Raw genomic sequence first — 24,906 nt, forward strand, 5'->3', positions numbered from 1 at the left:
GGCTTTCAAAAGTTCGCCAACGAGTGCTGCCCGTCATGGAAATCAACCCGATCCTGAACACCATCAAGGACCTGTCTGAGCGCTCCGAAACTATTCGGGGGTATCTTTGACTACGATCAAAAGCATGAGCGTCTGACCGAAGTCAATCGCGAGCTTGAAGATCCGAGTGTCTGGAACAAACCTGAATACGCCCAGGAACTGGGCCGCGAGCGCGCTGCGCTGGCGCAGATCGTCGATACCCTGGACGAGTTGAACACTGGTCTGGCCGATTGCCGCGACCTGCTGGACATGGCCGTTGAAGAGAACGACGAAGGCGCAGTGGGCGATGTCGTCGCCGAGCTGGCCCGTCTCGAGGAAAGTCTGGCCAAGCTGGAATTCCGCCGCATGTTCAGCCACGAAATGGACCCGAATAACGCCTACCTGGACATCCAGGCCGGTTCCGGCGGCACCGAAGCCCAGGACTGGGCCAACATTCTGCTGCGCATGTACCTGCGCTGGGCCGACAAACGCGGTTTCGACGCGACCATCATGGAACTGTCGGCCGGTGAAGTCGCCGGGATCAAGGGCGCGACCGTGCACATCAAGGGCGAATACGCGTTTGGCTGGTTGCGGACCGAGATCGGCGTGCACCGTCTGGTGCGCAAGAGCCCGTTCGACTCCGGCAACCGTCGCCACACCTCGTTCTCCGCGGTGTTCGTCTCGCCAGAGATCGATGACAAGGTGGAAATCGAAATCAACCCGGCAGACTTGCGGATCGACACCTATCGCTCCTCCGGTGCCGGTGGTCAGCACGTAAACACCACCGACTCGGCCGTACGTATCACCCACGTACCGACCAACACCGTGGTCAGCTGCCAGAACGAACGTTCCCAGCACGCCAACAAAGACACCGCCATGAAAATGCTGCGGGCCAGGTTGTACGAGCAGGAAATACAGAAGCGCAACGCGGCGTCCCAGGCGCTGGAAGACACCAAGTCCGATATCGGCTGGGGTCATCAGATCCGTTCGTACGTGCTCGATGCCTCGCGGATCAAGGATCTGCGCACCAACATCGAACGCAGCGACTGTGACAAGGTGCTCGATGGCGACATCGACGAATACCTGGAAGCGAGCCTGAAATCGGGGCTGTAATACGCTGACACACCGCGATCCCTGTAGGAGCCGGCTTGCCGGCGATCCCCGACCGCAGGCCGGGGACAACGAACCAGATGGAATATTTAAAGACATGAGCGACCTAGAACTCGACCCGCAAGCCCTGCAACAGGAAGAAAACTCCCTGATCGCCCTGCGCAAGGAAAAGCTTGCTGCCGAGCGCGCCAAGGGCAATGCCTTCCCGAACGACTTCCGCCGCGAAAACTACTGCGAGCAACTGCAGAAACAGTACGCGGACAAGACCAAGGAAGAGCTGGCAGAGGCTGCGATCCCGGTCAAGGTTGCCGGTCGCATCATGCTCAACCGTGGCTCGTTCATGGTGATCCAGGACATGACCGGGCGCATCCAGGTCTACGTCAACCGCAAGACCCTGTCCGAAGAAACCCTGGCCGCGGTGAAAACCTGGGACATGGGCGACATCATTGCAGCCGTTGGCACCCTGGCCCGTTCCGGCAAGGGCGACCTGTACGTTGAAATGACCAACGTGCGCCTGCTGACCAAATCCCTGCGCCCACTGCCGGACAAGCACCACGGCCTGACCGACACCGAACAGCGCTACCGCCAGCGCTACGTTGACCTGATCGTCAACGAAGACGTGCGCCAGACGTTCCGCGTGCGTTCGCAAGTCATCGCGCACATCCGTAGCTTCCTGATGAAGCGTGACTTCCTGGAAGTGGAAACGCCGATGCTGCAGACCATTCCTGGCGGCGCGGCAGCCAAGCCGTTCGAAACCCACCACAATGCGCTGGACATGGGCATGTTCCTGCGTATCGCGCCGGAGCTGTACCTCAAGCGCCTTGTTGTTGGCGGGTTTGAGAAAGTGTTCGAGATCAACCGCAACTTCCGCAACGAAGGCGTTTCGAYTCGTCACAACCCTGAATTCACCATGTTGGAGTTCTACCAGGCCTACGCCGACTACGAAGACAACATGGACCTGACCGAAGAGCTGTTCCGCGAACTGGCGCAGCTGGTTCTGGGCAGCACCGACGTGCCATACGGCGACAAGGTGTTCCACTTCGGCGAGCCGTTCGTGCGTCTGTCGGTGTTCGACTCGATCCTCAAGTACAACCCCGAGCTGACCGCTGACGACCTGAACGACATCGACAAGGCTCGCGCCATCGCCAAGAAGGCCGGCGCCAAGGTGCTGGGCTTCGAAGGCCTGGGCAAGCTGCAGGTGATGATTTTCGAAGAACTGGTCGAACACAAGCTGGAACAGCCGCACTTCATTACCCAGTACCCGTTCGAAGTGTCGCCGCTGGCCCGTCGCAACGACGACAACCCGAACGTCACCGACCGTTTCGAGCTGTTCATCGGTGGTCGTGAAATCGCCAACGCCTACTCCGAGTTGAATGACGCGGAAGACCAGGCCGAGCGCTTCATGGCCCAGGTGGCCGACAAGGACGCCGGCGACGACGAAGCCATGCACTACGACGCCGACTTCGTTCGTGCGCTGGAGTACGGCATGCCGCCAACGGCGGGTGAGGGCATCGGTATCGACCGTCTGGTGATGCTGCTGACCAACTCCCCGTCGATCCGCGACGTGATCCTGTTCCCGCACATGCGGCCGCAAGCGTAAGTGTTTCAATTAAAAAGCCGCCTTTGAGGCGGCTTTTTATTGCCTGTCTGGTACAAACGTATCAACTTGTTACTTTCATCTGAGAGGAAATACCTGTCGTGATTCGTGCAATGGCTCAAGAAGGTGCAGCGGGTATCGCCACTGCGGTCGCTGAAAGCGTTCAGTACCAGGGCCGCAAGGCCAGCCGACAGGGCAGCGAACAGCGACGACAGGAAATCCTGGATGCCGCCATGCGCATTGTCGTGCGTGACGGCGTACGGGCCGTACGGCACCGTGCGGTGGCCGCCGAGGCGCAAGTACCGTTGTCGGCGACCACTTACTATTTCAAGGATATCGATGACCTGCTCACCGATACCTTCGCCCAATACGTGGAACGCAGTGCGGCGTACATGGGCAAGCTTTGGGTGAACAACGAGGGCCTGCTGCGCGAGATGATCGACAGTGGCGATGGCAGCCCGCAGGCGCGCTCGAAACTGGCGGATGACATTGCACGGCTGATGACCGATTACGTTCACCGGCAACTGGTCAATCGCCGTGAACATTTGATGGCCGAACAGGCGTTCCGTCAGGAGGCATTGCTCAACCCGCGCCTGGCCGAACTGGTGCGCTCGCATCAGCAAATCCTCTTGCAGGGCTCTTGCCAGCTGTTCCAGGTGCTGGGCTCGCGCGAGCCGCATCAGGATGCCAAGGTGTTGACGGCGATTATCGGCCGGATGGAATATCAGGGCCTGCTCAACGTAGACGAGCCTGCCGCCGAAGAGGAAATGCTCGGCATCCTGACACGCTACATGCACCTGGTGCTGGCGTCGGTGTGACGCGATCCCCTGTAGGAGCTGCCGCAGGCTGCGATCTTTTGAAAAACAAGATCAAAAGATCGCAGCCTGCGGCAGCTCCTACAGGTCAGCGGTGTGTTCATAGGGAGTATTGAATGAAAGCCTGGCGTGTCGTTGTGATCGCCTTGTCGTTCCTGCTGCTCAATGGCTGTCTGGTGACCTTCAGGGAGCCGCTGCCCACAAGCGAACCCGCGCCCAAAGGATTGCTCGGCAAATGGACCAGCACCAATGCCTGGGGCGAGCCGCTCAACCTCGAACTGACCCGCATCGGCGACAACCGCTATCAGGCCGTCAGCTACTACCGGGCCAGGCCCAGGGAACGTGAAGCCTATCCGTTTACCCTGTCGCGCCATGGCAATCGCTGGTATCTGTCGGCGAGGGTGCCGGCGCAATTCGGCGGGCATTTCACCATTGGGGGGGTTGAGCTGACCGACAAGCATGAGTTGGTGGTGTACAACCTCGACCTCGACCAGATCAACCAGGCCATGAAGCAAAAAGCCCTGAGCGGTGAAAGCTTCCAGACTAACGACGGCTACGGCGTATTGATCGACAGCAACATGGATCAAGTCGCGGCCTACCTCGACGACCCGGCCAATTCCGATGTGTTCGTCGAAGCGGTGCGCTACCAGCGTCAGGCCAAAGCCAAATAACCGGCACCAACGGGTTTCTACAGGAGTTTCGCGTGGACGATTACCAACAGTCGATACGCATTTTGTCCGATCGCATCGTGTTGGCGCAGACACCGATCCGCGTCCTCGATGCGGTCAAATGGGACGACAACATTCGCAAGGGTTTCCTCAAGGCCAAGGGCAAGGAAATGCCGGCGGTAGACCGCGACTACTACCTCAACCGGCCGCTGGCGTTCGATTCCAGCAAAGTGAAGCTGGAGTTCCAGAACATCGAGCGCGACATTACCCGCCAGCTCGGTCAGTTCAACCCGGTCGGCCAGATCATGCGGCGCATGTGCAAGGAATACCGCATGGTGGTGCGTATGCTCGAAGCGCGTGGCACCGAGGATTTCGGCCTGATTTCCCAGGAGTTGTACGGCGCCGCGTCCGACGCATTCCACGCCGGCGACCCGACGCTGTCTGACCTGGGCATGATGTTGTCCGAATACCTGAACAACATCGACGGCCGTGGCGACCTCAAGGACGAACCGAAGACGTTGACCGCCAAGGACGCCGTCAGCCTGCTGCAACACCGCTTGAACAAGGTGTTCGGCGAGGCCGAGGAAACCATTCGGGTGTTCGAGTCCGACGGCATCGTCGCCGATGCGGCGGCGGGCGCCGACTACATCAAGATCCGCGCCGACGCGATGTTCAACGAGCGCGACGTGCGGGCGCTGGAAGTTCATGAAGGGCTGGTGCATGTCGGCACCACCCTCAACGGCCTGAACCAGCCGATCTGCACCTTCCTCGCCAAGGGCCCGCCCTCGTCGACGGTGACCCAGGAAGGCCTGGCGATCCTGATGGAAATCATAACCTTCGCCTCGTACCCGAGCCGCCTGCGCAAACTGACCAACCGCACCCGCGCCATTCACATGGTGGAGGAGGGCGCGGACTTCCTGCAGGTGTTCGAGTTTTTCCGCGAGCAAGGTTTCGAGATGCCCGAGAGCTACAGCAACGCCAGTCGCGTTTTCCGTGGCTCGGTGCCGACAGGTCTGCCATTTACCAAAGACTTGTCCTACCTCAAGGGCTTCATCATGATTTACAACTACATTCAACTGGCCGTGCGCAAAGGCAAGCTGGAGCAGATACCGCTGTTGTTCTGCGGCAAGACCACCCTGGAAGACATGCGCACCTTGCGCCAGTTGGTGGACGAAGGCCTGGTAGTGCCGCCCAAGTACCTGCCGGAACAGTTCCGCGACATGAATGCGCTGTCGGCGTGGATGTGCTTCTCCAACTTCCTCAACCACCTGAGCCTGGACCGGATCGAGGCGGATTACTCCAATATTTTGTGAGCAACTGGCCCCCCCTGTGGGAGCGAGCTTGCTCGCGATAGCGGTGGTTCAGCCAACATCCATGTTGGATGTCATGCCGCCATCGCGAGCAAGCTCGCTCCCACAGGTTAATCGTTTGCCACAGGATCCAGTTCCAGCCCCATTTCTTGCGAGGTTTCAACGGATGAGAATCCTCGGCATCCTCTGCCTTCTCCTGGCCTTGAACGGTTGCAGCTCACTGCTGTTCTACCCCGAACCCGGCCAGTTGTTCACCCCGGAAAAGGCCGGGCTCGAATACCGCACCGTCACCCTGATCACCGCCGATGGCCTCAAGCTGAATGCATGGTGGCTGCCGGCGAAGCAGGGGGTCGAGGTCAAAGGCACGGTGCTGCACTTGCACGGCAACGGCGGAAACCTGCCCATGCACCTCGGCGGGAGCTTTTGGTTGCCGAAAAATGGTTACCAGGTGTTGCTTGTGGACTATCGCGGTTACGGCTTGTCCGAAGGCGAAGCCAGCCTGCCGGCGATCTATCAGGACATCGATGCGGCCTTCAAATGGCTCGACCAGGCGCCGGAGGTCAAAGGCAAGCCGCTGATCCTGCTCGGCCAGAGCCTCGGTGGCTCGATGGCCGTGCATTATCTGGTTCAGCACCCGGAACGCCAGAAGCAGCTCAAGGCCATCGTCCTCGATGGCGCCCCCGCCAGTTACCGCAGTGTCGGCCGGTATGCGTTGAGCAATTCATGGGTGTTCTGGACGTTCCAGGTGCCACTGTCCTGGCTGGTACCGGACGGTGACAGCGCGATCAACTCCATGGCGCAGCTTAAAGATGTGCCGAAACTGCTCTACCACAGCATCGACGACCCGATCGTGCCTCTTTCCAACGGCATCCGGTTGTATCAAGCTGCGCCGCCGCCGCGGGTGCTGCAACTGACCCGTGGCGGTCATGTGCAGACGTTCGCCAACCCGGTCTGGCGTAAAGTCATGCTGCGTTATCTCGATGACCCGCAGCATTTCAACGGCCTGCGCCGCCTGGGTGAAATCCCCAATTACCCGGCACCCCCGAATTCTGAAGATGAACCACCAGAGAGTCCGCAATGAGTGAAGAACGTAACGCCATCCCGCTGATCATCACCGGTATCTGCAGCATCCTCGGCACCGTCGGTGCCCTGTGGTGGTACGGCTACCTGCACTTCGCCAAGCCCGAGGATGCGTTGCTGCTCAACGAATTCACCATGCTCAAGACCATTCCGGGCGAAGACTACAAAGTCTCTCTGGAACCGGCCGCCCAGGTGGCGCAGTGCATCGATGGCGTGCTGGTGCTGTTCGATATGGATCAGAAAGGCCTGACTGGCGTGCTGGTCGACAGCAAGAAAAAAGCCGTGCGCTGCATGGGGCAGGAGACGCCGCAGAAGCTGGAGCAGTAAACCGGGTCTGTGGCTATCAAAGTACCCCTGTGGGAGCGAGCTTACTCGCGATGGCGGAGTGTCAGACAACACACGTGTTGAATGTCAGGCTGTCATCGCGAGCAAGCTCGCTCCCACATTGGTTTGTGTTGTGGCTGATTATTGGGTGTATGAACTCACCGCCGAACGCGGCATCACCGGCTGATTGTCATTGGAAATGGTCACCTCCACCCGACGGTTCATCGCCCGGCCCGAGGTGCTGCTGTTATCCGCCACCGGATACTCTTTGCCGTAACCCTGGGCGACGATACGCGCCGGATCAACGCCCATCTTCACCAGTGCCACACGCACGGAGCCCGCGCGACGCTCCGACAGCGACTGGTTGTGCGACGCCGTACCGGTGCTGTCGGTATAGCCCTCGACAATCACTTTGCGCTCGGGGTTTTCCTGGAGGTATTGCGCCAGTTTGTTGATGTTCGCCAGGCCGTTGGCTTTCAGCTCGGCCTTGTCGGTGGCGAACAGCACATCCCCGAAGGTCACCAGCGTCCCGCGATCGGTCTGCCTGGCGTTTAGGCTGTCCTTCAACTGTTTGATCTGCTGGTCGCGGGCGTCGAGGCGGGCCTGAGCCCGTTGCGCCGAGGTATCTTTCAGACTGGCCTCGGCGGTGCGCAGGACGATGGTCTGCTTGGCCACTTCGACGCGCTGGTTGGTCAAATAGGCAAGTTGGTCAACCGTGGCCGCGTCCTCCTTGTCCCTGTAGGCCTTATCGGCCTTGTCCAGATAGTCGCTGGCTTCCTTGGTTTCCAGGRCCGCAACCTTGGCTGCTTGCGGATCTGTTTGCAGGCCGGTGTAGTTGGTGCGGGCCTGTTCAAGGTTGGCGTTGGGTGGTGTGGAGCAGGCCGCCAGGACTACGGTGACAGCCAGCAGGGCAGGGATCATCAATTGATCAGGTTTCATGATTTCGTCCTTTTAGTGGAGTGGGAATGCGCAGTGCCGCGCCGCTTACTGAACGGTGCGCTGGCTTTCCTGACGCAATTCCTGGACGCCTTTCTGAGCGTCCTTCACTGATTGTTCGGCCTTCATCGCCTGGGCCTTGCGCTCGGCCACGCGAGCGTCCCACTCGGCCTGTTCGGCGAGCATCCGGGCCTGGTCGTATTTCTTGTCGTGCATGGCGATTTCGGCTTGCTTGAGCTTGTCCTGGGCCGACTTCATTTCCACGGCGGCGAACTCGGTGCCACCGGCGCTCACGGCGTCGTTGACGGCCGATTGGGTGACCGCGTACTGCTCGGTCGGCGGGTTACCGGCGCAGCCGGCCAGGACGAGGCAACTGCCCAGGGCCAACGCCGCCAGTTTGAGGCTTTGCGAACAGGTAAATGAGGGGGTTCCGGTTCGGGTTTTCATGGTCTTCAACTCCATTGGGCCAGCTCCTGAAAAACGTCGAAATCCACCCTGGGCAAGGCGCTGAAACCATCAATTGAGGGGCGTTTTGAAACACTCGTCCCAGGCGTGGTTACTTGGGTTGACCCGAGGCTTTTTTTGAAAGTTCAGAGAAATTGACCCGGCACGGAAAAACCTGTGATCAGATGTGCAGGGCTCTAAATCAAGGTTTTTTGTGACGCAAAGCGATATTCCCGGACCTTGATGGCCCGGGAACAGGTATTTTTTGCAGCTTGGAAAAGTGCAGTCGATCAGTGCTTCTGTTTGTCGTCAGGCACCGACAAATCGTGCAAATGCCGACGTGACAGCGCCAGAAAGCGCGGGGTCGGTCCGATGTCTTCGTACAGTGGATCGCCTTCTTCATCGGTGGCGACCACGGTCGAACCTTTGACGTACGGGAAGCTTCTTTCCAGCTCTTCCAGCGCGGCGCCGATCAGGTCGCCGAGCAGTTCTTCGGGATGCCGCTTGGGGTACATCTCGACGAGCGCGGCCAGCCGTGCGGCAGACTCCACGTCCAGATGAATCGAGTAGCCGGTGTCGGTCAGGCGACCTTTGGCGTTTTCTTCCCAGTGGTGGGCAAGCTCGCGGATTTTCATATTGACCTCATTGCGCTCCCGCTCGTGGCAGGCAGGGTGAGTGTCCGGCATTGGCCGGCGACAGCCATTGTGCGGCTTATCTTCAGACTAGCTTCAACAGGCAAGGTTTACAGTCCCTTCGTCGTCTTGCTTGTAAGAACCCGTCTGGGGCGGCACTCTTTAGGTTCTTAGCCGCCCGGATTTTTGCTGGAGACCTGCTGATGACCGATATTGATGCACGCTTGCGCGAGGACGTTCACCTGCTGGGTGAGCTGTTGGGCAACACCATTCGTGAGCAATATGGCGAGGGTTTTATCGACAAGATCGAGCAGATCCGCAAGGGCGCCAAGGCTGACCGGCGCGGCTCCATGGACGCCGAACTCAGTGCCAGCCTCAACCAATTGACCGAAGACGAATTGCTGCCGGTGGCGCGGGCGTTCAACCAGTTTCTCAACCTGGCCAATATCGCCGAGCAATATCAGTTGATTCACCGCCGCGAGGAATCCCAAGAGGCGCCGTTCGAAGCCCGGGTGCTGCCGGAGTTGCTCGCGCGTCTGCGCGCCGAGGGGCATGGCGCCGACGCGCTGGCCCGGCAACTGGGCCGGCTGGAGATCGAGCTGGTACTCACGGCGCATCCCACCGAAGTAGCACGCCGCACGCTGATCCAGAAGTACGACGCCATCGCTGCGCAATTGGCGGCGCAGGATCACCGTGACCTGACCAGTGCCGAGCGCGAGCAGATCAAGATCACCTTGCAACGCCTGATCGCCGAAGCCTGGCACACCGAAGAAATTCGCCGCACGCGTCCGACGCCGGTGGACGAAGCCAAGTGGGGTTTCGCGGTGATCGAGCATTCGCTGTGGCAGGCCATTCCCAATTATCTGCGCAAGGCCGATCAGGCCCTGCACACCGCCACCGGCCTGCGCTTGCCACTGGAGGCGGCACCGATTCGTTTCGCCTCGTGGATGGGCGGCGACCGCGACGGCAACCCCAACGTGACCGCTGCGGTCACCCGTGAAGTTTTACTCTTGGCGCGTTGGATGGCGGCCGATTTGTACCTTCGGGATGTCGATCGCCTCGCCGCTGAACTGTCGATGCAGCAGGCCAGCGATGAATTGAAGGCCAAGGCGGGTGACAGCGCCGAACCTTACCGGGCCGTGCTCAAACAGCTGCGCGAACGCCTGCGGGCGACGCGCAACTGGGCACACGCCGCCTTGTCGACGTCGATCCCGGCACCGACCGATGTGCTGCAAGACAATCGCGAACTGCTCGATCCGCTGGAGCTTTGCTACCACTCTTTGCACGAGTGCGGCATGGGCGTGATCGCCGACGGGCCGTTGCTCGATTGCCTGCGCCGGGCAGTGACGTTCGGTCTGTTCCTGGTTCGTCTGGATGTGCGCCAGGACTCGTCGCGGCACACCGCGGCAATGACCGAAATCACCGACTACCTTGGTCTGGGAAGCTACGAGGACTGGAGCGAGGAAGAGCGCATCGCCTTTCTGATGCGCGAATTGAGCAATCGTCGTCCCTTGTTGCCGGCGTACTTCAAACCTTCCGCCGACACCGCCGAGGTCTTGGCGACCTGCCGGGAAGTCGCCGCTGCGCCAGAGGCATCCCTCGGTTCCTATGTGATTTCCATGGCCGGTGCGGCTTCCGATGTACTCGCCGTGCAGTTGTTGCTCAAAGAGTCCGGTGTGTTGCGGCCGATGCGCGTGGTGCCGCTGTTTGAAACCCTCGCCGACCTCGACAATGCCGGCCCGGTGATCGAAAAGCTGCTGCTGTTGCCGGGCTATCGCGCGCGCCTGCAAGGGCCGCAGGAAGTGATGATCGGCTACTCCGACTCGGCCAAGGACGCCGGCACCACGGCGGCGGCCTGGGCGCAGTACCGGGCACAGGAGCGTTTGGTGGACATCTGTCGTGCGCAGCAAGTGGAACTGCTGTTGTTCCACGGTCGCGGCGGCACCGTGGGGCGAGGCGGCGGCCCGGCCCATGCGGCGATCCTGTCGCAGCCACCGGGTTCGGTGGCGGGTCGTTTCCGCACCACCGAACAGGGCGAAATGATTCGATTCAAATTCGGCCTGCCGGACATCGCCGAACAGAACCTCAACCTGTACCTGGCCGCCGTGCTGGAGGCGACCTTGCTGCCGCCGCCGCCACCTACGCCCGAGTGGCGCCATTTGATGGACGAACTGGCGGCAGACGGTGTCAGCGCTTACCGCGCCGTGGTGCGGGAAAATCCGCAGTTCGTGGAGTATTTCCGCCAGTCCACGCCGGAACAGGAGCTCGGCCGTTTGCCACTGGGCAGTCGTCCGGCCAAGCGTCGAGCCGGGGGGATCGAAAGCCTGCGGGCGATTCCGTGGATTTTCGGCTGGACCCAAACGCGCCTGATGCTGCCGGCCTGGCTGGGTTGGGAAGCCGCCCTGAGCAAAGCCCTGGAGCGCGGCGAAGGCGAACTGCTGGGGCAGATGCGTGAGCAGTGGCCGTTCTTCCGCACCCGCATCGACATGCTGGAAATGGTCCTGGCCAAGGCCGATGCCGACATTGCCCAGTCCTACGATGAGCGTCTGGTGGAGCCGAATCTGTTGCCATTGGGTGCGCACTTACGCGACCTATTGTCGCAGGCGTGCACCATCGTTCTCGGCCTGACCGGGCAGTCGCAGCTGCTGGCACATAGCCCGGCGACCCTTGAGTTCATCCGCTTGCGCAACACTTACCTCGACCCGCTTCATCTATTGCAGGCCGAGTTGCTGGCCCGTTCAAGAGTGCAGGACGTGGCGCAGGGCAGCCCGGTAGAACAGGCCTTGCTGGTGTCTGTGGCGGGGATTGCCGCCGGTTTGCGTAACACCGGCTAAGATTTTTGCCGTGGGGTCAGGCATCCGGCAGGTGAGCCGGATGCCGCCGTATGACGGGTTGAAAAGTGCTGTCAGGCGACAGTTAATGATGGGGTTGCGACTTGGCAAACTGCGCGCAATGGTCGCAAGAGGCAGCGGTTTCTCCGACTTTTGGCGTCTTGTGTGGGCGCACCCTGCTGTGTATCTTGATCAGCCTTTGGCCGTTTGGGCGGTCACGACCCTATTTTTGAGATTGGCCCCACGAGGCGAATCTGACGTTATCCATATAAAAAATTGAGGAGCACATCGATGCGCGTCATTCTGCTGGGAGCTCCCGGGGCCGGTAAAGGTACTCAGGCTAAGTTCATCACCGAAAAATTCGGCATTCCACAAATCTCCACCGGCGACATGCTGCGTGCAGCGGTCAAGGCCGGCACCGAGTTGGGCATCAAGGCTAAAAGCATCATGGATGCCGGTGGCCTGGTGTCCGATGACCTGATCATCGCACTGGTCAAGGACCGCATCGCCCAGTCCGACTGCGCCAACGGTTTCCTGTTCGACGGCTTCCCGCGCACCATTCCCCAGGCTGAAGCCCTGGTGACTGCCGGCGTCGAGCTCGATGCGGTGGTTGAAATCGCCGTCGAAGACGAAGAAATCGTCCAGCGTATCGCCGGTCGTCGTGTTCACGAGGCCAGCGGCCGCGTGTACCACATCGTCTACAACCCGCCGAAAGTAGCTGGCACAGACGACATCACCGGTGAAGAGCTGGTACAGCGCAAGGACGACACCGAAGAAACCGTGCGTCATCGCCTGTCGGTCTACCACTCCCAGACCAAGCCGCTGGTGGACTTCTACCAGAAACTGTCGGCTGCCAATGGCAAGCCGCAGTACAGCCACATCGAAGGCGTCGGTTCGGTTGAAGCGATCACCGCCAAGGTGCTTGCGGCCCTGAGCTGAAAAGTCTGATCTGCTACATCATCCACGGCCCGCTTGCGGGCCGTAGTTGTTTATACTGACGCACTTTTTCTGACCTCTCTTGTGGATACATCGATGAGCACCTTGCTGGCCCTGGACACCGCGACTGAAGCTTGCTCCGTTGCCTTGCTGCATGACGGCAAGGTCACGAGCCATTACGAGGTGATCCCGCGCCTGCACGCGCAGAAGCTGTTGCCGATGATCAAGCAGTTGCTGGCCGATGCTGGCACCACCCTGCAAGCGGTCGATGCCATCGCGTTTGGCCGTGGCCCGGGCGCTTTCACCGGCGTGCGCATTGCCATCGGCGTGGTGCAAGGCCTGGCGTTTGCCCTGGATCGCCCGGTGTTGCCGGTGTCGAACCTGGCCGTGCTGGCGCAACGTGCATTGCGCGAACACGGCGCCACTCAGGTCGCCGCCGCCATCGATGCGCGCATGGATGAAGTGTATTGGGGTTGCTACCGCGAAACGGCCGGGGAAATGCGCCTGGTGGGTGCGGAAGCGGTACTGCCGCCGGAGTCCGCTGGATTGCCGGCCGATGCCAGCGGCGAGTGGTTCGGTGCAGGCACCGGATGGGGCTATGGCGAGCGTATCGCCGTCAGCCTGAGCGGGCAGGACGCGGGCATGTTGCCCCACGCCGAAGACCTGCTGACCCTGGCGCGATTTGCCTGGGAGCGCGGCGAGGCGATCGTGGCTGATGAGGCGCAGCCGGTTTATCTGCGCGATAAAGTGGCGACGCCTAAAGCTCGATAATTTGCTGGACCGGGCTGGTCCAATCGCGAGCAAGCTCGCTCCCACAGGTTCTGCGCAAATCCCTGTGGGAGCGAGCTTGCTCGCGATGCGATCTACCGGTTTTCACCAATCGTGATTTTCTAACCCCGGCTTTTAAACCTTTTGCCTTTTATGTGTTCTAGTTATCACTCGGCGGTTTGCGATGTGGGAAATGCGCCACTAAACTGCCATCACTGATTCCGAGTATGCACGCATGCGTATAGACGGCGCCTCCTCTCAGTCCTACCCCATCAAGCGCAAACCTCGCCAAGGCCGCGTGGTGGAAGACGACGCCATTGATATCGAAGGCGAGCTGGAATTCCCGACTGAAGAGCAAGTGGCTGCCCGCGCTGCCAAAGCCTCTGCGCAAAAACTGAGCAATCTCCCCGCCCGTCAGCAAGATCTGATTTACCACCGTGCCATGAGCAAAAGCGTGGCGACAGCCCTGGCCAGCTACCTGAGCACCGCCGGTTTCGTCGATTGGGAAGCGGATGTCCTGGGTCTCGACCTGTACATCTGATGTTGCTGCCGTATTACCTCGGTTGTCCTTCCTGGAGCGAGAACGCCTGGCGCGACTACCTGTATCCGCCGGACGCCAAACCTGCCAATTTTCTTGATCTCTATTCCCAGGTTTTCAATGCCGTGGAAGGCAACACGACCTTCTATGCGAGCCCGGCTGCCAGCACCGTGCAGCGTTGGGCCGAGACCATGCCCGAACACTTTCGCTTTACCGCCAAGTTTCCCGGCGAGATCAGCCACGGTGGAGACCTGCGCGAGCAGTTGACCGCCGCCGAAACCTTCGTGCAATTGCTCAGCCCTCTCGGTGAGCGGGTGTCGCCACTGTGGTTGCAGTTGTCGAAAAGCTTCACGCCCCAACGATTGCCCGAACTGGCCGGATTTATTGATGCCCTGCAGCGGCCGCTGGCCGTGGAAGTGCGGCATGACGAGTTTTTCGCCAAGGGTGACAGCGAGCGAATGCTCAATCGTCTGCTGCTGGATCGCGGAGTCGAACGCATCTGTCTCGATCCCCGTGCGCTGTTCAGTTGCACCTCGACCGAGCCCTCGGTGCTCCACGCCCAATCGAAGAAACCCCGTGTACCGCCGCGTCCGGCGGCATTCACGCAATTCCCGCAGGTGCGTTTTATCGGCCATCCGACGCTTGAGGCCAACGATACGTTCCTGGAACCCTGGGTCGAAAAAATCGCGGTGTGGATCGAAGAAGGCCGCACGCCGTATATCTTCCTGCACACGGCCGACAACCTGCTGGCCGCGAAGCTGGCGCAGCGCTTTCACGCCAGGCTGATGCTGCGTTTGCCTGGCTTGCCGGCGCTGCCTGAGCTATACAGAGAACCCGCCATCGAGCAACTTGGCCTGCTCTGAGGCGGATTCTTTCCCCCTTAAGGAGCCTGCCCAATGGATGCGCAAACCCTTCGAGCCCAGGCGTTCAAAGCCCTTCATGAGCGCCCCGGCGCATTTGTGATTCCCAATCCGTGGGATGCCGGTTCGGCGAAAATACTCGCTAGCCTCGGCTTCCAGGCGCTGGCGACCACCAGTGCCGGTTATGCCTTTTCCCAGGGCCGTGCCGATGGCGGATTGACCCTCGACGACACCCTGATGAACGTTCAGGCGATTGTCACCGCCACCGACCTGCCGGTTGCCGTGGACCTGGAAAACGGCTTTGCCGACAACCCGGCCGACTGCGCGAAAAGTATCTTGCGCGCGGCAGAGGCCGGAGCCGTCGGTGGCTCGATCGAAGATGCCACCGGCCGCGAAGAAGGCCCGATCTACTGTTTCGAACATGCTGTGGCGCGAATCGAGGCCTCTGTCGCCGCCGCTCGCAGTTTACCGTTTCCCTTCACATTGACCGCCCGGGCGGAAAACTTCCTGCACGGCAATCCCGATCTGGCCGACACCATCCGCCGCTTGCAGGCATTCGCCGAGGCCGGTGCCGACGTGCTCTACGCGCCTGGCTTGCGCAGCGCCGAGGACGTGCTGGCGGTGGTGCGCGCCGTGGCGCCAAAACCGGTGAATGTGTTGATGTCAGGTGGCTTGAAGCTGACGGTGGCGCAGTTGGGTGAGATGGGCGTCAAACGCATCAGCGTCGGTTCGGCGCTGGCATTGGCGGCCTATGGTGAATTCTTCCGCGCCGCCGAAGAAATCCAGACGTCAGGCACGTTTGGTTTCACGTCCCGGTCGATGCCGTATCAGAAGGCCAATCAGTTCTTTAAAGGCTGAGGGATGGAGAAGGAGGCGCGGCTGAGGATCAGGCGGCGATACGCAGGTTCTGCAGGATGATTGGACGGGCCCAGCCATTATCGAAATCGAGTTGTTTCTGCTGCTCCACCCGTTCTTCCGGTGAGAACGGCGGGAATGGCTTGTCGAGCAGGTCGAGTTCGAATTCGGCGATGGGCAGGTGCAGCGGACGCGGTTGCGGGGCAGGGCCTGCTTCGTATACCGGTTGACCGGCTTTCAGCACGATCGGGCGAACCCAGCCGCTTTCGAAGTCTTGCTGTTTTTGCTGGGCGACGATTTCATCCGTCGGGAACGGTGGGCGTGGTTTGTCTGCCAGGTCCATTTCGAATTCGGCAATCGGCAGGAACAGTGGCTCGGGCGGGCGGATTACATTGTCTTTCACCTCGCATTCGCGCTGGGACACGATGTGCTCCAGCAGCTCGCTGCCGACGGTCGGTTCGACAGGGCTTTCGAGATCGACCGGTGGAAAGTTCAGCGATTGCGGCAGCACTTCACCCGACTGTTCAGCCAGCGCCCGGGCAAAGAAATCCTGCCAAATGTGGCTGACGCCGCTCAGTGCCTGGGTGTTTCGCAGATTGTAATCGCCGTAGGGCGAGATAAAACCTGTGATTGTGGGTTGAATGTCTGACATTTCTCTCGGTCGACGCTCAGCTCTGGCAAAATGCTCGATAGTTTTGTTATCGGCCGTTTTTGCCGATCATTAATTTTTTGAGCGTGTTTTCCGATGATTGATCAACCTGCGGCCTGCCGCATCCATGTCCAGGCCCTCGACGCGGCTTTCCAGCCACAAGCCGAGCAATGGGCCGAGCGCCTGGGCCTGCCGATGCAAGTGGCGGACGGCGAATTTGCCTTGCAGGTGGGCGACCAGGGTTTGCAGTTGCAACAGCTGGGGCCGGATGCGCCGGGGCCGGTGCGGGTGGACTTCGTCGAAGGCGGTGCGGCCCATCGTCGGTTGTACGGCGGCGGCAGCGGGCAGATGATCGCCAAGGCTGTTGGCATCGCTCAAGGCGTGCGTCCGCGGGTGCTGGATGCCACGGCGGGGCTGGGCAAGGACGCGTTCGTGCTGGCCAGCCTCGGTTGCGAGATGAGCCTGATCGAGCGTCAACCGCTGATTGGTGCCTTGCTGGAAGACGGTCTGGCCCGTGGCGCGGAAGATTTCGACGTGGCGCCGATCGTGGCGCGCATGCGCTTGCTCAAGGGCAACTCGATCGAAGTGATGCGCAACTGGGAAGGCGAGCCGCCGCAGGTGATCTATCTCGACCCGATGTTCCCGCATCGTGAGAAAACTGCGCTGGTGAAGAAGGAAATGCGCCTGTTCCGGCCGCTGGTGGGTGATGACCCGGATGCGCCGGCATTGCTCGAAGCCGCCTTGGCCCTGGCCAGCCACCGGGTGGTGGTCAAGCGCCCGCGCAAGGCGCCGTGCATCGACGGGCCGAAGCCAAGCCACGCGCTGGATGGCAAGTCCAGTCGGTATGACATCTATCCGAAGAAGGCGCTCAAGCCGTAGACCGAGTTGCTCCCATCGCGAGCAGGCTCGCTCCTACAGGGATCTGCGGTGTTGCATAGAGCCAGTGTAGGAGCGAGCCTGCTCGCGATGGCGTCAGCCCGGTTACCAACAATCCATCAGGCTCACTCAGGCCGATAAGCCCGCATAAACAACCCCACCACCTCCCGCACATGGCTCTCCGCCGCCTCGCCAACCAGAGGCTCGCCGCAGCCATACAGCAAACGGAAATTCCCCGCGCCCTTGAGCAGGCAGAAGAAGTGTTCGGCCGCATTGTGCGGTTTGTCGATGGTCAGCACGCCACTTTCATCGATCTTGCTCAGCAGGCGTTCCATGCCATGCAGCATGCGCTCCGGCCCGGCTTCGAAGAATATCTGCGACAGCTTTGGGTCCTGGCTGCCCAGGGTCATCATCAAGCGGTGCAGGTTCACTGATTCATCACTGTTGATCAGTTGATGAAAACCGCGCGCGATGTTCAGCAGCACGGTTTCCACCGCCACACCTTCCGGTAATTCGAAGAACAGTGGTGGCAACTGCTCCTCGCACTTGGCCATCACGGCGGCGGAGAACAGCGTCTCCTTGTCGTTGAAGTGGCTATAGACCGTCAGCTTCGACACACCGGCCTCGGCTGCGACGGCATCCATGCTGGTATTGGCATAACCCTTACTCAGAAACAGCGCTTTGGCCGCATCGAGAATTGCCTGGCGCTTGACCAAATCCTTGGGTCTGCCTGGGCCATTGGGTGCTGAAAGATTGTTTGGCATATTCGTTTTTATTACTGGACTGGTGAGTTTGCTATTAATAACATACTGCTCAGTATAATTATTCAAAGCACCATTAGCGAAAGGTCCTTCACCATGTTCCGCTATGCCTTGTCCCTCGCGTTGCCAGTCACCCTGGCTTTTTTATTGTCTGCGTGTGGTCACGAAGAGGCACCGCCAGTCAGCGTGCGCCCGGCCATGGTGGTCCAGCCAGAGCCTTCGGCGCAGGCCATGGAAAGCTATCCCGGTGAAGTTCGCGCGCGGTATGAGCCGGACTTGGCGTTCCGTATCGGCGGTAAAGTCAGCCGACGACTGGTCGAGGAGGGGCAGCGGGTCAAGGCCGATCAACCCTTGGCGGAGCTCGACCCTCAGGACGTGCGCCTGCAACTGGAGGCCACCCGGGCCCAGGTCGCCGCCGCTGAAGCCAATCTGAACCTGGTGCGTTCCGAGCGTGATCGCTACAAGACCCTGATGGAACGCCAACTGGTCAGCCGCTCGCAGTACGACAACGCCGAAAACCTCTACCGCTCCGGCGAAGCGCGCCTCAAGCAAATCAAAGCCAAATTCAACGTTTCCAATAACCAGGCCAGCTACGCCGTGTTGCGTGCGCCGCAGGACGGCGTCGTGGCCAAGCGTCTGGTGGAGGTCGGGCAAGTCGTGGCCGCCGGGCAAACGGTGTTCACACTGGCGACCGATGGTGAGCGCGAAGTGTTGATCAGCCTGCCGGAGCAGAACTTCGGCCGCTTCAAGGTCGGTGAACCGGTCTCGGTAGAGCTCTGGACCCAGCCCGACCAGCGTTTCGAAGGGCGTATCCGTGAGCTGTCCCCAGCGGCCGATCCAAAGTCCCGCACGTTCGCGGCGCGCATCGCCTTCGCATCCGGCAAGGTTCCGGTGGAACTGGGGCAGAGCGCCCGGGTGTTCGTGCAGGCCGCCGACGTGGTCCCTCTGTCCGTTCCGCTGTCTGCGCTGACTGCAGAAAACGGCGTGACCTATGTCTGGGTCGTCAGTGCCAACAACACCTTGAAGAGAACCCCGGTGCGAATCGGTGCCTTTGGCGAGAAAACCGTACCGGTGCTTGAAGGGCTCAACGCCAGCGACTGGGTGGTGGCCGCCGGTGTCCATGTGCTTCTCGAAGGGCAGCAGGTGCGCCCGGTGGATCGCTCCAATCGCGTGGTCAATCTGGCGGACAAGGAGTAAGCCCCGATGCGCTTCAACGTTTCCGAGTGGGCGCTGCGTAATCGCCAGATCGTCCTGTTCCTGATGCTGTTGCTGGCCATTGTCGGCGCACTTTCCTACACCAAGCTCGGCCAGAGCGAGGACCCGCCGTTCACCTTCAAGGCCATGGTGATTCGCACCAACTGGCCGGGAGCGACCGCCGAGGAAGTCTCGCGCCAGGTCACCGAACGCATCGAAAAGAAACTGATGGAAACCGGCGAGTACGAGCGCATCGTGTCGTTCTCCCGTCCAGGCGAATCACAAGTCACCTTCATCGCTCGCGACTCCATGCATTCGGTGGAGATCCCGGACCTCTGGTATCAGGTGCGCAAGAAGATCAGCGACATCCGTCATACCCTGCCGCCGGGGATTCAGGGGCCGTTCTTCAACGATGAATTCGGCACCACTTTCGGCAATATCTACGCCCTGACCGGCGCGGGGTTCGACTACGCCGTGCTCAAGGATTATGCCGACCGCATCCAGATCCAGCTGCAGCGGGTCAAGGATGTGGGCAAGGTCGAACTGCTGGGGTTGCAGGACGAGAAAGTCTGGATCGAACTCTCCAACGTCAAGCTCGCCACCCTCGGCTTGCCGCTGGCGGCCGTCCAGCAGGCCCTTGAAGAACAGAACGCGATGTCCACGGCGGGTTTCTTCGAAACCAGCAGCGAGCGCTTGCAGCTACGGGTGACGGGGAATTTTCAGACGGTCGACGAGATCAAGAACTTCCCGATCCGCGTCGGTGATCGCACCTTCCGCATCTCCGACGTGGCCGACGTGCGCCGTGGTTTCAATGATCCACCGGCACCGCGCATGCGCTTCATGGCGCAAGACGCCATTGGCCTGGCGGTGGCGATGAAGGATGGCGGTGACATTCTGGTGCTGGGCAAGGCGCTGGAAGTCGAGTTCGCCCGCATCCAGAAAAACCTCCCGGCCGGTATGGAGTTGCGCAAAGTCTCCGACCAACCGGCCGCGGTGAAAACCGGTGTCGGCGAGTTCGTGCAAGTACTGGTCGAGGCGCTGGCCATTGTGTTGCTGGTGAGCTTCTTCTCCCTGGGTGTGCGCACCGGCATGGTGGTGGCCCTGGCGATTCCGCTGGTGCTGGCGATGACGTTCGCGTGCATGTATTACCTGGGCATCGGCTTGCACAAGATCTCCCTTGGCGCGCTGGTGCTGGCCCTGGGTTTGCTGGTGGACGACGCGATCATCGCCGTGGAAATGATGGCGATCAAAATGGAGCAGGGTTTCGACCGGGTCAAAGCAGCGAGTTATGCCTGGACCAGTACCGCGTTCCCGATGCTCACCGGTACGCTGATCACTGCGGCCGGTTTCCTGCCGATCGCCACGGCGCAATCGGGCACGGGCGAATACACCCGTTCGATCTTCGAGGTGGTCACCATCGCGCTGTTGGCGTCGTGGGTGGCCGCCGTGGTTTTCGTGCCGTATCTGGGGGAAAAACTCCTGCCGGACCTGGCGAAGATTCACGCCGCCAAACACGGTACCGGTCAGCCCGATCCGTATGGCACACCGTTTTATCAGCGCGTCCGGCGTCTGGTGGAGTGGTGCGTACGCTGGCGCAAAACCGTGATCCTGGCGACCGTGCTGTTGTTCATCGCCTCCATCGTGCTGTTCAAGTTTGTGCCGCAGCAGTTCTTCCCGGCATCGGGTCGCCTGGAGTTGATGGTCGACCTGAAACTGGCCGAAGGCGCTTCGCTGAGCAATACCGCCGACGAGGTCAAACGCCTCGAGGCGCTGCTCAAGGACAAGGCGGGGATCGACAATTACGTGGCCTACGTCGGTACCGGTTCGCCGCGTTTTTACCTGCCGCTGGATCAGCAACTGCCGGCGGCGAGCTTCGCCCAGTTTGTCGTCCTGGCAAAAAACATCGAGGAACGCGAGGCCCTGCGCATCTGGTTGATCGCCACGCTCAATGAACAATTCCCGGCCTTGCGCTCGCGGGTCACGCGTCTGGAAAACGGTCCGCCGGTTGGTTACCCGGTGCAGTTCCGCGTGACCGGGGAGCACATCGAGGAGGTGCGGGCGCTGGCGCGCAAAGTCGCGGCCAAGGTGCGCGAGAACCCGCATGTGGTCAACGTCCACCTGGACTGGGAAGAACCGAGCAAGGTGGTGTACCTGAACATCGATCAGGACCGCGCGCGGGCGCTGGGCGTGAGCACGGCGAACCTGTCGAGGTTCCTGCAAAGCTCCCTGACCGGTTCCAGCGTCAGCCAGTACCGCGAAGACAACGAGTTGATCGAGATCCTGCTGCGCGGCACCTTGCATGAGCGCACCGAACTGTCGTTGCTGCCGAGCCTGGCGGTACCGACCGATAACGGTCGCAGCGTCGCGCTGTCGCAGATCGCGACCTTGGAGTACGGCTTCGAAGAGGGCATCATCTGGCACCGCAATCGCCTGCCCAACGTGACGGTTCGCGCCGACATCTATGACAAGGAGCAACCGGCGACGCTGGTGCAGCAGATCATGCCGACCCTCGATCCGATCCGCGCCGAACTGCCCGACGGCTACTTGCTGGATGTCGGCGGCACGGTGGAGGACTCCGCGCGCGGACAGAATTCGGTGAAAGCCGGCGTGCCGTTATTCATCGTGGTGGTGTTGACCTTGCTGATGCTGCAACTGCGAAGTTTCTCGCGTACGGCGATGGTGTTTCTGACGGCACCGCTGGGGCTAATTGGTGTCACGCTGTTCTTGCTGGTGTTCCGCCAGCCGTTTGGTTTCGTGGCTATGCTGGGGACCATCGCGTTGTCCGGGATGATCATGCGTAACTCGGTGATTCTGGTGGATCAGATCGAGCAGGATATCGCCGCCGGGCTCAAGCCTTGGCAGGCGATCATCGAGGCGACGGTGCGGCGGTTCCGGCCGATTGTGTTGACGGCGCTGGCGGCGGTGCTGGCGATGATTCCTTTGTCGCGCAGTGTGTTTTTCGGGCCGATGGCGGTGGCGATCATGGGGGGGTTGATCGTTGCCACTGCGTTGACGCTTTTGTTTTTGCCTGCCCTTTATGCCGCTTGGTTTCGGGTTCGCAAAGAGTCGGTTTGAGGGTCTGACCTTGGCGGCCTTCGGGCCGACCAGATTCTTGGGTGATTGAGTACATATCCGTTTCTGCGGTAACGGCCACTTATGGTTTCGCCCTTACGGCGACTCACTTTTTTTAACAAGCGCCTCAAAAAAAGTAAGCAAAAAAAGCGCTCGCCCCGAACGTCCAGCCCCTCGCTTAGGCTCGGGGTTCCTTCGCTCCGGCATTCATCCGGGGGCATTGCCCTCCGGTCGGCTTCGCTTCGACCTACATGCAATGAGTTCGACTGCGTCGAACGGCGCTGCGCGCCAGTCCCCGGATGAACACCTCCACTCAGCCTTCCGAGGGGGCGGGCAGATCAAAAGCAGCCGAGGCGGCCTACCGGCCGACCTGTTTATTTCTTTCGTACGCATTTCAAACTGTGGGAGCGAGCCTGCTCGCGAAGGCGGCCTGATAGCCGACCTTTTTCTACCGAATGTACTCGGTCAAATTGTGGGAGCTGGCTTGCCTGCGAAGGCGGCCTGACAGCCGACCTGTTTCTACCGAATGTACTCGGTCAAATTGTGGGAGCTGGCTTGCCWGCGAWGGCGGCCTGCCAGCCGACCAATCYCTCACAGATGTACCCGATCCAATTGTAGGAGCGAGCCTGCTCGCGATGACGGCTTATCAGTCAAAAGTGTTTATCGCCCAATCAAACATTCAGACCATTCCCACAAGACTTTCAGCTTGCCCGTCGGAAGCACGATCTCTAGCCTTTTCCCGTCGCTGCCAATTCAGCGGCCGGGACTGCAAGCCCGCGAATAGTCGTTAGGCGCCTACTTTGGGAGCTTCGCAAAATGATCAAAGACAGTCCTGAATACTCTGCCTCCGAATCCGAAAAGCAAACGAGAACTTCATACCGCCCCTGCCCAATTTTCACCATCCGCCCAGGCGTCAATTCCGAAACCCTCCTTGTCCACGCCTACGAAACCCTTGCCTCAGCCAATGTAATGGCAACCGAACTGTCGTCCATCCTGACCGGCCCAACCTGCAATCTGGTGCTCGGTATTCAGCAGATGATTGTCCTGGCGCAGCTATCAGTGAATCGCGTCCTCGATCAGCTGGATCCGCAGCAATAGCAAAAGGAAAAAGCCCGCTGAGCCTGTACCGGCCAGCGGGCATTCATTGTTCCTACATTGATCTCGGACCCGTCTGATATTGAGGCTAAAAAGCTCAGGTGTTGTACTCAGAGCCCGGTTTCACGCATGTTTGAGACAGCGCCATGAAAAATCCACCCACATTGAGAGGGCGGTCCGATCCGGTGTTTGATCGGCTGTTGCGATCACCCCACAAGGAACGCCTTTCGCAATACCTCGCCTTGCTCAAGCCCCTGGACGATCAGGGGCGTTACCTGCCATTCGATTCATTGCGCTACCGCTGGGCCCCTGGGCTGGATTCAAACCTGTGCTGGGCCTTGGTCAAGAAAGCGCGGACTGCACAGTATTCGAGCCTTTTGCCATTGGGTGAACCAGCGTGCTGGCTGAAATTCATGCTGACGCCGCAGGCGCAAAAAGCCATTTCCGTAGTGGATCGTCAGGCGACAACCGCAGTGCTGGAATACATGACCGGCCAGATTGGCGAGCGCGCTCATTTCAGCTATTTGCTCAATGATCTGATCGAAGACGAGGCCATCAGCAGCAGCCAGCTCGAAGGTGCGGCCACCACGACGCGGGTGGCCAAGGACATGCTTAAGCGTCATCGCTCGCCGCGCACGCCGGATGAGCGAATGGTCATCGGTAACTTCAAGATGATGAACTTCGCCTGGGAGCAGCGTTACGAGCCACTGAGCGTTGAGCTGATTGCAGCCATGCATCGAGTTGGCGTCGAGGGTATCGACGATTCGCGGTACTCGCCTGGAGCATTCAGGACCAACGATGACGTCGTAGTCCAGGATGGCCAGGGCAACACCGTGCATTCGCCACCGCCTGCAACAGGGCTCGTGTCACGTTTTCAGGTGCTGGCCAAGTGGATCAACCAACCTCACAACAACCCTCATCAAGCGGACTACCTTCATCCATTGATCAAAGCCATCGCGCTGCATTTTGTCTTGGGTTACGAGCATCCTTTTCGCGACGGCAACGGTCGGGTAGCGCGCGCGTTGTTTTACTGGTTCATGTTCAAAAATGACTTCTCGGCGTTTCGCTACATCGCCATCAGTGTTTTGTTGCGCAATGCGCCATTGAAGTACGGGTGGTCGTATTTGAATACCGAGGCGGATGACCTGGATCTGACGTACTTCATCGATTTCCAGTGTTCGGTGGTGTTGCGGGCTGTAGGCAGTTTTACCGGGGTGTATCGGAAAAATCTGGACGATGCGCAGTAATTTGATTGCTGGTTGCGTGAAAGTGGTTTTCTCGACCAGCTCACCGAGAAACAGCGGGCGTTGTTTCAAGTGGCCAGGAGCGGAATGGCCAAGGAGTTCACGGCGGTCAATGTGAAGGAGAATCTGGGTTGTTCCTACAACACGGCGTCAGCCACGCTAAATGGGCTGGTCGCGTTGAAGTTGTTCGAGAAACGCAAGATTGGGCGGGAGTGGGTGTTCTTTCTAAGACCCGTATCAGCGGCCTGAACCTTTGTGGGAGCAAGCCTGCTCCCACAGGTTTTGTGTCGCGG

Annotated in this window: 22 protein-coding genes and 1 pseudogene; 18 read left to right on the forward strand and 5 right to left on the reverse strand. The window is 60.2% G+C overall.

Going from position 1 to position 24,906, the window contains the following annotated elements:
* Positions 1-35 precede the first annotated feature (35 nt).
* The 7 genes from prfB to AC1DVH_RS01555 all read left to right on the forward strand — a co-directional run bounded on the left by prfB (position 36) and on the right by AC1DVH_RS01555 (position 6,925).
* Positions 36-1,131, forward strand: a protein-coding gene (prfB, locus tag AC1DVH_RS01525; protein ID WP_185754790.1) for a peptide chain release factor 2 whose coding sequence is annotated in 2 segments (ribosomal slippage) — positions 36-107 and positions 109-1,131 — 1,095 coding nt in all. Because the reading frame shifts where the segments join, the coding sequence is not laid out codon by codon here.
* 94 nt (positions 1,132-1,225) lie between these two features.
* Positions 1,226-2,728, forward strand: coding sequence for a lysine--tRNA ligase (gene lysS / locus AC1DVH_RS01530; protein ID WP_477752355.1), 1,503 nt, complete (start codon positions 1,226-1,228; stop codon positions 2,726-2,728).
* Between the two features lie 98 nt (positions 2,729-2,826).
* Entirely contained in the window at positions 2,827-3,543 is a 717-nt protein-coding gene (locus tag AC1DVH_RS01535; RefSeq protein WP_046041074.1) for a TetR/AcrR family transcriptional regulator, read from the forward strand.
* Between the two features lie 113 nt (positions 3,544-3,656).
* On the forward strand, positions 3,657-4,211 hold the full coding sequence (locus tag AC1DVH_RS01540) for a hypothetical protein (RefSeq protein ID WP_477752356.1): 555 nt from the start codon (positions 3,657-3,659) through the stop codon (positions 4,209-4,211).
* Between the two features lie 32 nt (positions 4,212-4,243).
* Positions 4,244-5,521, forward strand: coding sequence for a flavohemoglobin expression-modulating QEGLA motif protein (locus AC1DVH_RS01545; protein ID WP_477752357.1), 1,278 nt, complete (start codon positions 4,244-4,246; stop codon positions 5,519-5,521).
* Between the two features lie 163 nt (positions 5,522-5,684).
* On the forward strand, positions 5,685-6,599 hold the full coding sequence (locus AC1DVH_RS01550) for an alpha/beta hydrolase (RefSeq protein WP_477752358.1): 915 nt from the start codon (positions 5,685-5,687) through the stop codon (positions 6,597-6,599).
* Positions 6,596-6,925, forward strand: a complete 330-nt coding sequence (locus AC1DVH_RS01555; protein ID WP_477752359.1) for a hypothetical protein — start codon at positions 6,596-6,598, stop codon at positions 6,923-6,925. The genes AC1DVH_RS01550 and AC1DVH_RS01555 overlap by 4 nt, the downstream gene beginning before the upstream one ends.
* A 138-nt stretch (positions 6,926-7,063) precedes the next feature.
* Here the strand turns inward: AC1DVH_RS01555 and lptF are convergent, their stop codons facing one another.
* From lptF to AC1DVH_RS01570, 3 genes are all read right to left on the reverse strand, one after another.
* On the reverse strand, positions 7,064-7,861 hold the full coding sequence (gene lptF / locus AC1DVH_RS01560) for a lipotoxin F family OmpA-related lipoprotein LptF (RefSeq protein ID WP_477752360.1): 798 nt from the start codon (positions 7,859-7,861) through the stop codon (positions 7,064-7,066).
* A 45-nt stretch (positions 7,862-7,906) separates the two neighbouring features.
* Positions 7,907-8,320 (reverse strand): DUF4398 domain-containing protein, encoded by a 414-nt coding sequence (locus AC1DVH_RS01565; RefSeq protein WP_223458323.1) that lies wholly within the window; start codon positions 8,318-8,320, stop codon positions 7,907-7,909.
* 272 nt (positions 8,321-8,592) lie between these two features.
* On the reverse strand, positions 8,593-8,937 hold the full coding sequence (locus tag AC1DVH_RS01570) for a pilin assembly protein (protein WP_414873990.1): 345 nt from the start codon (positions 8,935-8,937) through the stop codon (positions 8,593-8,595).
* Between the two features lie 200 nt (positions 8,938-9,137).
* Here AC1DVH_RS01570 and ppc point away from each other — a divergent pair, with 200 nt between their 5' ends.
* The 6 genes from ppc to AC1DVH_RS01600 all read left to right on the forward strand — a co-directional run bounded on the left by ppc (position 9,138) and on the right by AC1DVH_RS01600 (position 15,725).
* On the forward strand, positions 9,138-11,768 hold the full coding sequence (ppc, locus tag AC1DVH_RS01575) for a phosphoenolpyruvate carboxylase (RefSeq protein WP_477752361.1): 2,631 nt from the start codon (positions 9,138-9,140) through the stop codon (positions 11,766-11,768).
* Between the two features lie 288 nt (positions 11,769-12,056).
* Positions 12,057-12,704: an adenylate kinase gene (gene adk / locus AC1DVH_RS01580; RefSeq protein ID WP_477752362.1), complete on the forward strand. Its 648-nt coding sequence runs from the start codon at positions 12,057-12,059 to the stop codon at positions 12,702-12,704.
* Positions 12,705-12,797: 93 nt separating this feature from the next.
* Complete coding sequence (gene tsaB, locus AC1DVH_RS01585) at positions 12,798-13,472, forward strand: tRNA (adenosine(37)-N6)-threonylcarbamoyltransferase complex dimerization subunit type 1 TsaB (RefSeq protein ID WP_477752363.1); 675 nt, start codon at positions 12,798-12,800, stop codon at positions 13,470-13,472.
* Between the two features lie 232 nt (positions 13,473-13,704).
* Positions 13,705-14,010, forward strand: a complete 306-nt coding sequence (locus AC1DVH_RS01590; protein WP_477752364.1) for a hypothetical protein — start codon at positions 13,705-13,707, stop codon at positions 14,008-14,010.
* On the forward strand, positions 14,010-14,870 hold the full coding sequence (locus AC1DVH_RS01595) for a DUF72 domain-containing protein (protein WP_477752365.1): 861 nt from the start codon (positions 14,010-14,012) through the stop codon (positions 14,868-14,870). The genes AC1DVH_RS01590 and AC1DVH_RS01595 overlap by 1 nt, the downstream gene beginning before the upstream one ends.
* A 33-nt stretch (positions 14,871-14,903) precedes the next feature.
* Positions 14,904-15,725 carry an isocitrate lyase/PEP mutase family protein gene (locus AC1DVH_RS01600; protein ID WP_477752366.1) on the forward strand — a complete coding sequence of 274 codons (822 nt, stop codon included), beginning with the start codon at positions 14,904-14,906 and terminating at the stop codon, positions 15,723-15,725.
* Positions 15,726-15,753: 28 nt separating this feature from the next.
* On the opposite strand, the gene AC1DVH_RS01605 is transcribed toward AC1DVH_RS01600, so the two are convergent.
* Positions 15,754-16,374, reverse strand: a complete 621-nt coding sequence (locus AC1DVH_RS01605; protein ID WP_477752367.1) for an energy transducer TonB — start codon at positions 16,372-16,374, stop codon at positions 15,754-15,756.
* A gap of 93 nt (positions 16,375-16,467) precedes the next feature.
* Between AC1DVH_RS01605 and AC1DVH_RS01610 the strand changes: the two genes are divergently transcribed.
* Positions 16,468-17,250, forward strand: coding sequence for a class I SAM-dependent methyltransferase (locus AC1DVH_RS01610; RefSeq protein WP_477752368.1), 783 nt, complete (start codon positions 16,468-16,470; stop codon positions 17,248-17,250).
* A 122-nt stretch (positions 17,251-17,372) separates the two neighbouring features.
* Here AC1DVH_RS01610 and AC1DVH_RS01615 read toward each other — a convergent pair whose 3' ends face one another.
* Positions 17,373-18,011: a TetR/AcrR family transcriptional regulator gene (locus AC1DVH_RS01615; protein ID WP_477752369.1), complete on the reverse strand. Its 639-nt coding sequence runs from the start codon at positions 18,009-18,011 to the stop codon at positions 17,373-17,375.
* Positions 18,012-18,104: 93 nt separating this feature from the next.
* On the opposite strand from AC1DVH_RS01615, the gene AC1DVH_RS01620 reads away from it, so the two are divergent.
* From AC1DVH_RS01620 to AC1DVH_RS01635, 4 genes and pseudogenes are all read left to right on the forward strand, one after another.
* Positions 18,105-19,205, forward strand: a complete 1,101-nt coding sequence (locus AC1DVH_RS01620) for an efflux RND transporter periplasmic adaptor subunit (protein ID WP_477752370.1) — start codon at positions 18,105-18,107, stop codon at positions 19,203-19,205.
* Between the two features lie 6 nt (positions 19,206-19,211).
* Complete coding sequence (locus tag AC1DVH_RS01625; protein ID WP_477752371.1) at positions 19,212-22,277, forward strand: efflux RND transporter permease subunit; 3,066 nt, start codon at positions 19,212-19,214, stop codon at positions 22,275-22,277.
* An 813-nt stretch (positions 22,278-23,090) separates the two neighbouring features.
* Positions 23,091-23,372, forward strand: a complete 282-nt coding sequence (locus AC1DVH_RS01630; RefSeq protein WP_477752372.1) for a DUF6124 family protein — start codon at positions 23,091-23,093, stop codon at positions 23,370-23,372.
* Positions 23,373-23,515: 143 nt separating this feature from the next.
* Positions 23,516-24,862 (forward strand): annotated as a pseudogene (locus AC1DVH_RS01635) (Fic family protein).
* Positions 24,863-24,906: the final 44 nt, after the last annotated feature.

Source organism: Pseudomonas sp. P4_C3 (assembly GCF_056402075.1).

Excerpts from the sequence above, each read along its gene's own strand:
- AC1DVH_RS01565 (WP_223458323.1), bottom strand. The coding sequence starts at position 8,320 with ATGGAGTTGAAGACCATGAAAACCCGAACCGGAACCCCCTCATTTACC.
- AC1DVH_RS01555 (WP_477752359.1), top strand. The coding sequence starts at position 6,596 with ATGAGTGAAGAACGTAACGCCATCCCGCTGATCATCACCGGTATCTGC.
- AC1DVH_RS01615 (WP_477752369.1), bottom strand. The coding sequence starts at position 18,011 with ATGCCAAACAATCTTTCAGCACCCAATGGCCCAGGCAGACCCAAGGAT.
- AC1DVH_RS01625 (WP_477752371.1), top strand. The coding sequence starts at position 19,212 with ATGCGCTTCAACGTTTCCGAGTGGGCGCTGCGTAATCGCCAGATCGTC.
- ppc (WP_477752361.1), top strand. The coding sequence starts at position 9,138 with ATGACCGATATTGATGCACGCTTGCGCGAGGACGTTCACCTGCTGGGT.
- AC1DVH_RS01590 (WP_477752364.1), top strand. The coding sequence starts at position 13,705 with ATGCGTATAGACGGCGCCTCCTCTCAGTCCTACCCCATCAAGCGCAAA.
- AC1DVH_RS01570 (WP_414873990.1), bottom strand. The coding sequence starts at position 8,937 with ATGAAAATCCGCGAGCTTGCCCACCACTGGGAAGAAAACGCCAAAGGT.
- AC1DVH_RS01595 (WP_477752365.1), top strand. The coding sequence starts at position 14,010 with ATGTTGCTGCCGTATTACCTCGGTTGTCCTTCCTGGAGCGAGAACGCC.
- AC1DVH_RS01605 (WP_477752367.1), bottom strand. The coding sequence starts at position 16,374 with ATGTCAGACATTCAACCCACAATCACAGGTTTTATCTCGCCCTACGGC.
- AC1DVH_RS01610 (WP_477752368.1), top strand. The coding sequence starts at position 16,468 with ATGATTGATCAACCTGCGGCCTGCCGCATCCATGTCCAGGCCCTCGAC.
- AC1DVH_RS01540 (WP_477752356.1), top strand. The coding sequence starts at position 3,657 with ATGAAAGCCTGGCGTGTCGTTGTGATCGCCTTGTCGTTCCTGCTGCTC.
- AC1DVH_RS01600 (WP_477752366.1), top strand. The coding sequence starts at position 14,904 with ATGGATGCGCAAACCCTTCGAGCCCAGGCGTTCAAAGCCCTTCATGAG.
- AC1DVH_RS01550 (WP_477752358.1), top strand. The coding sequence starts at position 5,685 with ATGAGAATCCTCGGCATCCTCTGCCTTCTCCTGGCCTTGAACGGTTGC.
- tsaB (WP_477752363.1), top strand. The coding sequence starts at position 12,798 with ATGAGCACCTTGCTGGCCCTGGACACCGCGACTGAAGCTTGCTCCGTT.
- AC1DVH_RS01620 (WP_477752370.1), top strand. The coding sequence starts at position 18,105 with ATGTTCCGCTATGCCTTGTCCCTCGCGTTGCCAGTCACCCTGGCTTTT.
- AC1DVH_RS01630 (WP_477752372.1), top strand. The coding sequence starts at position 23,091 with ATGATCAAAGACAGTCCTGAATACTCTGCCTCCGAATCCGAAAAGCAA.
- adk (WP_477752362.1), top strand. The coding sequence starts at position 12,057 with ATGCGCGTCATTCTGCTGGGAGCTCCCGGGGCCGGTAAAGGTACTCAG.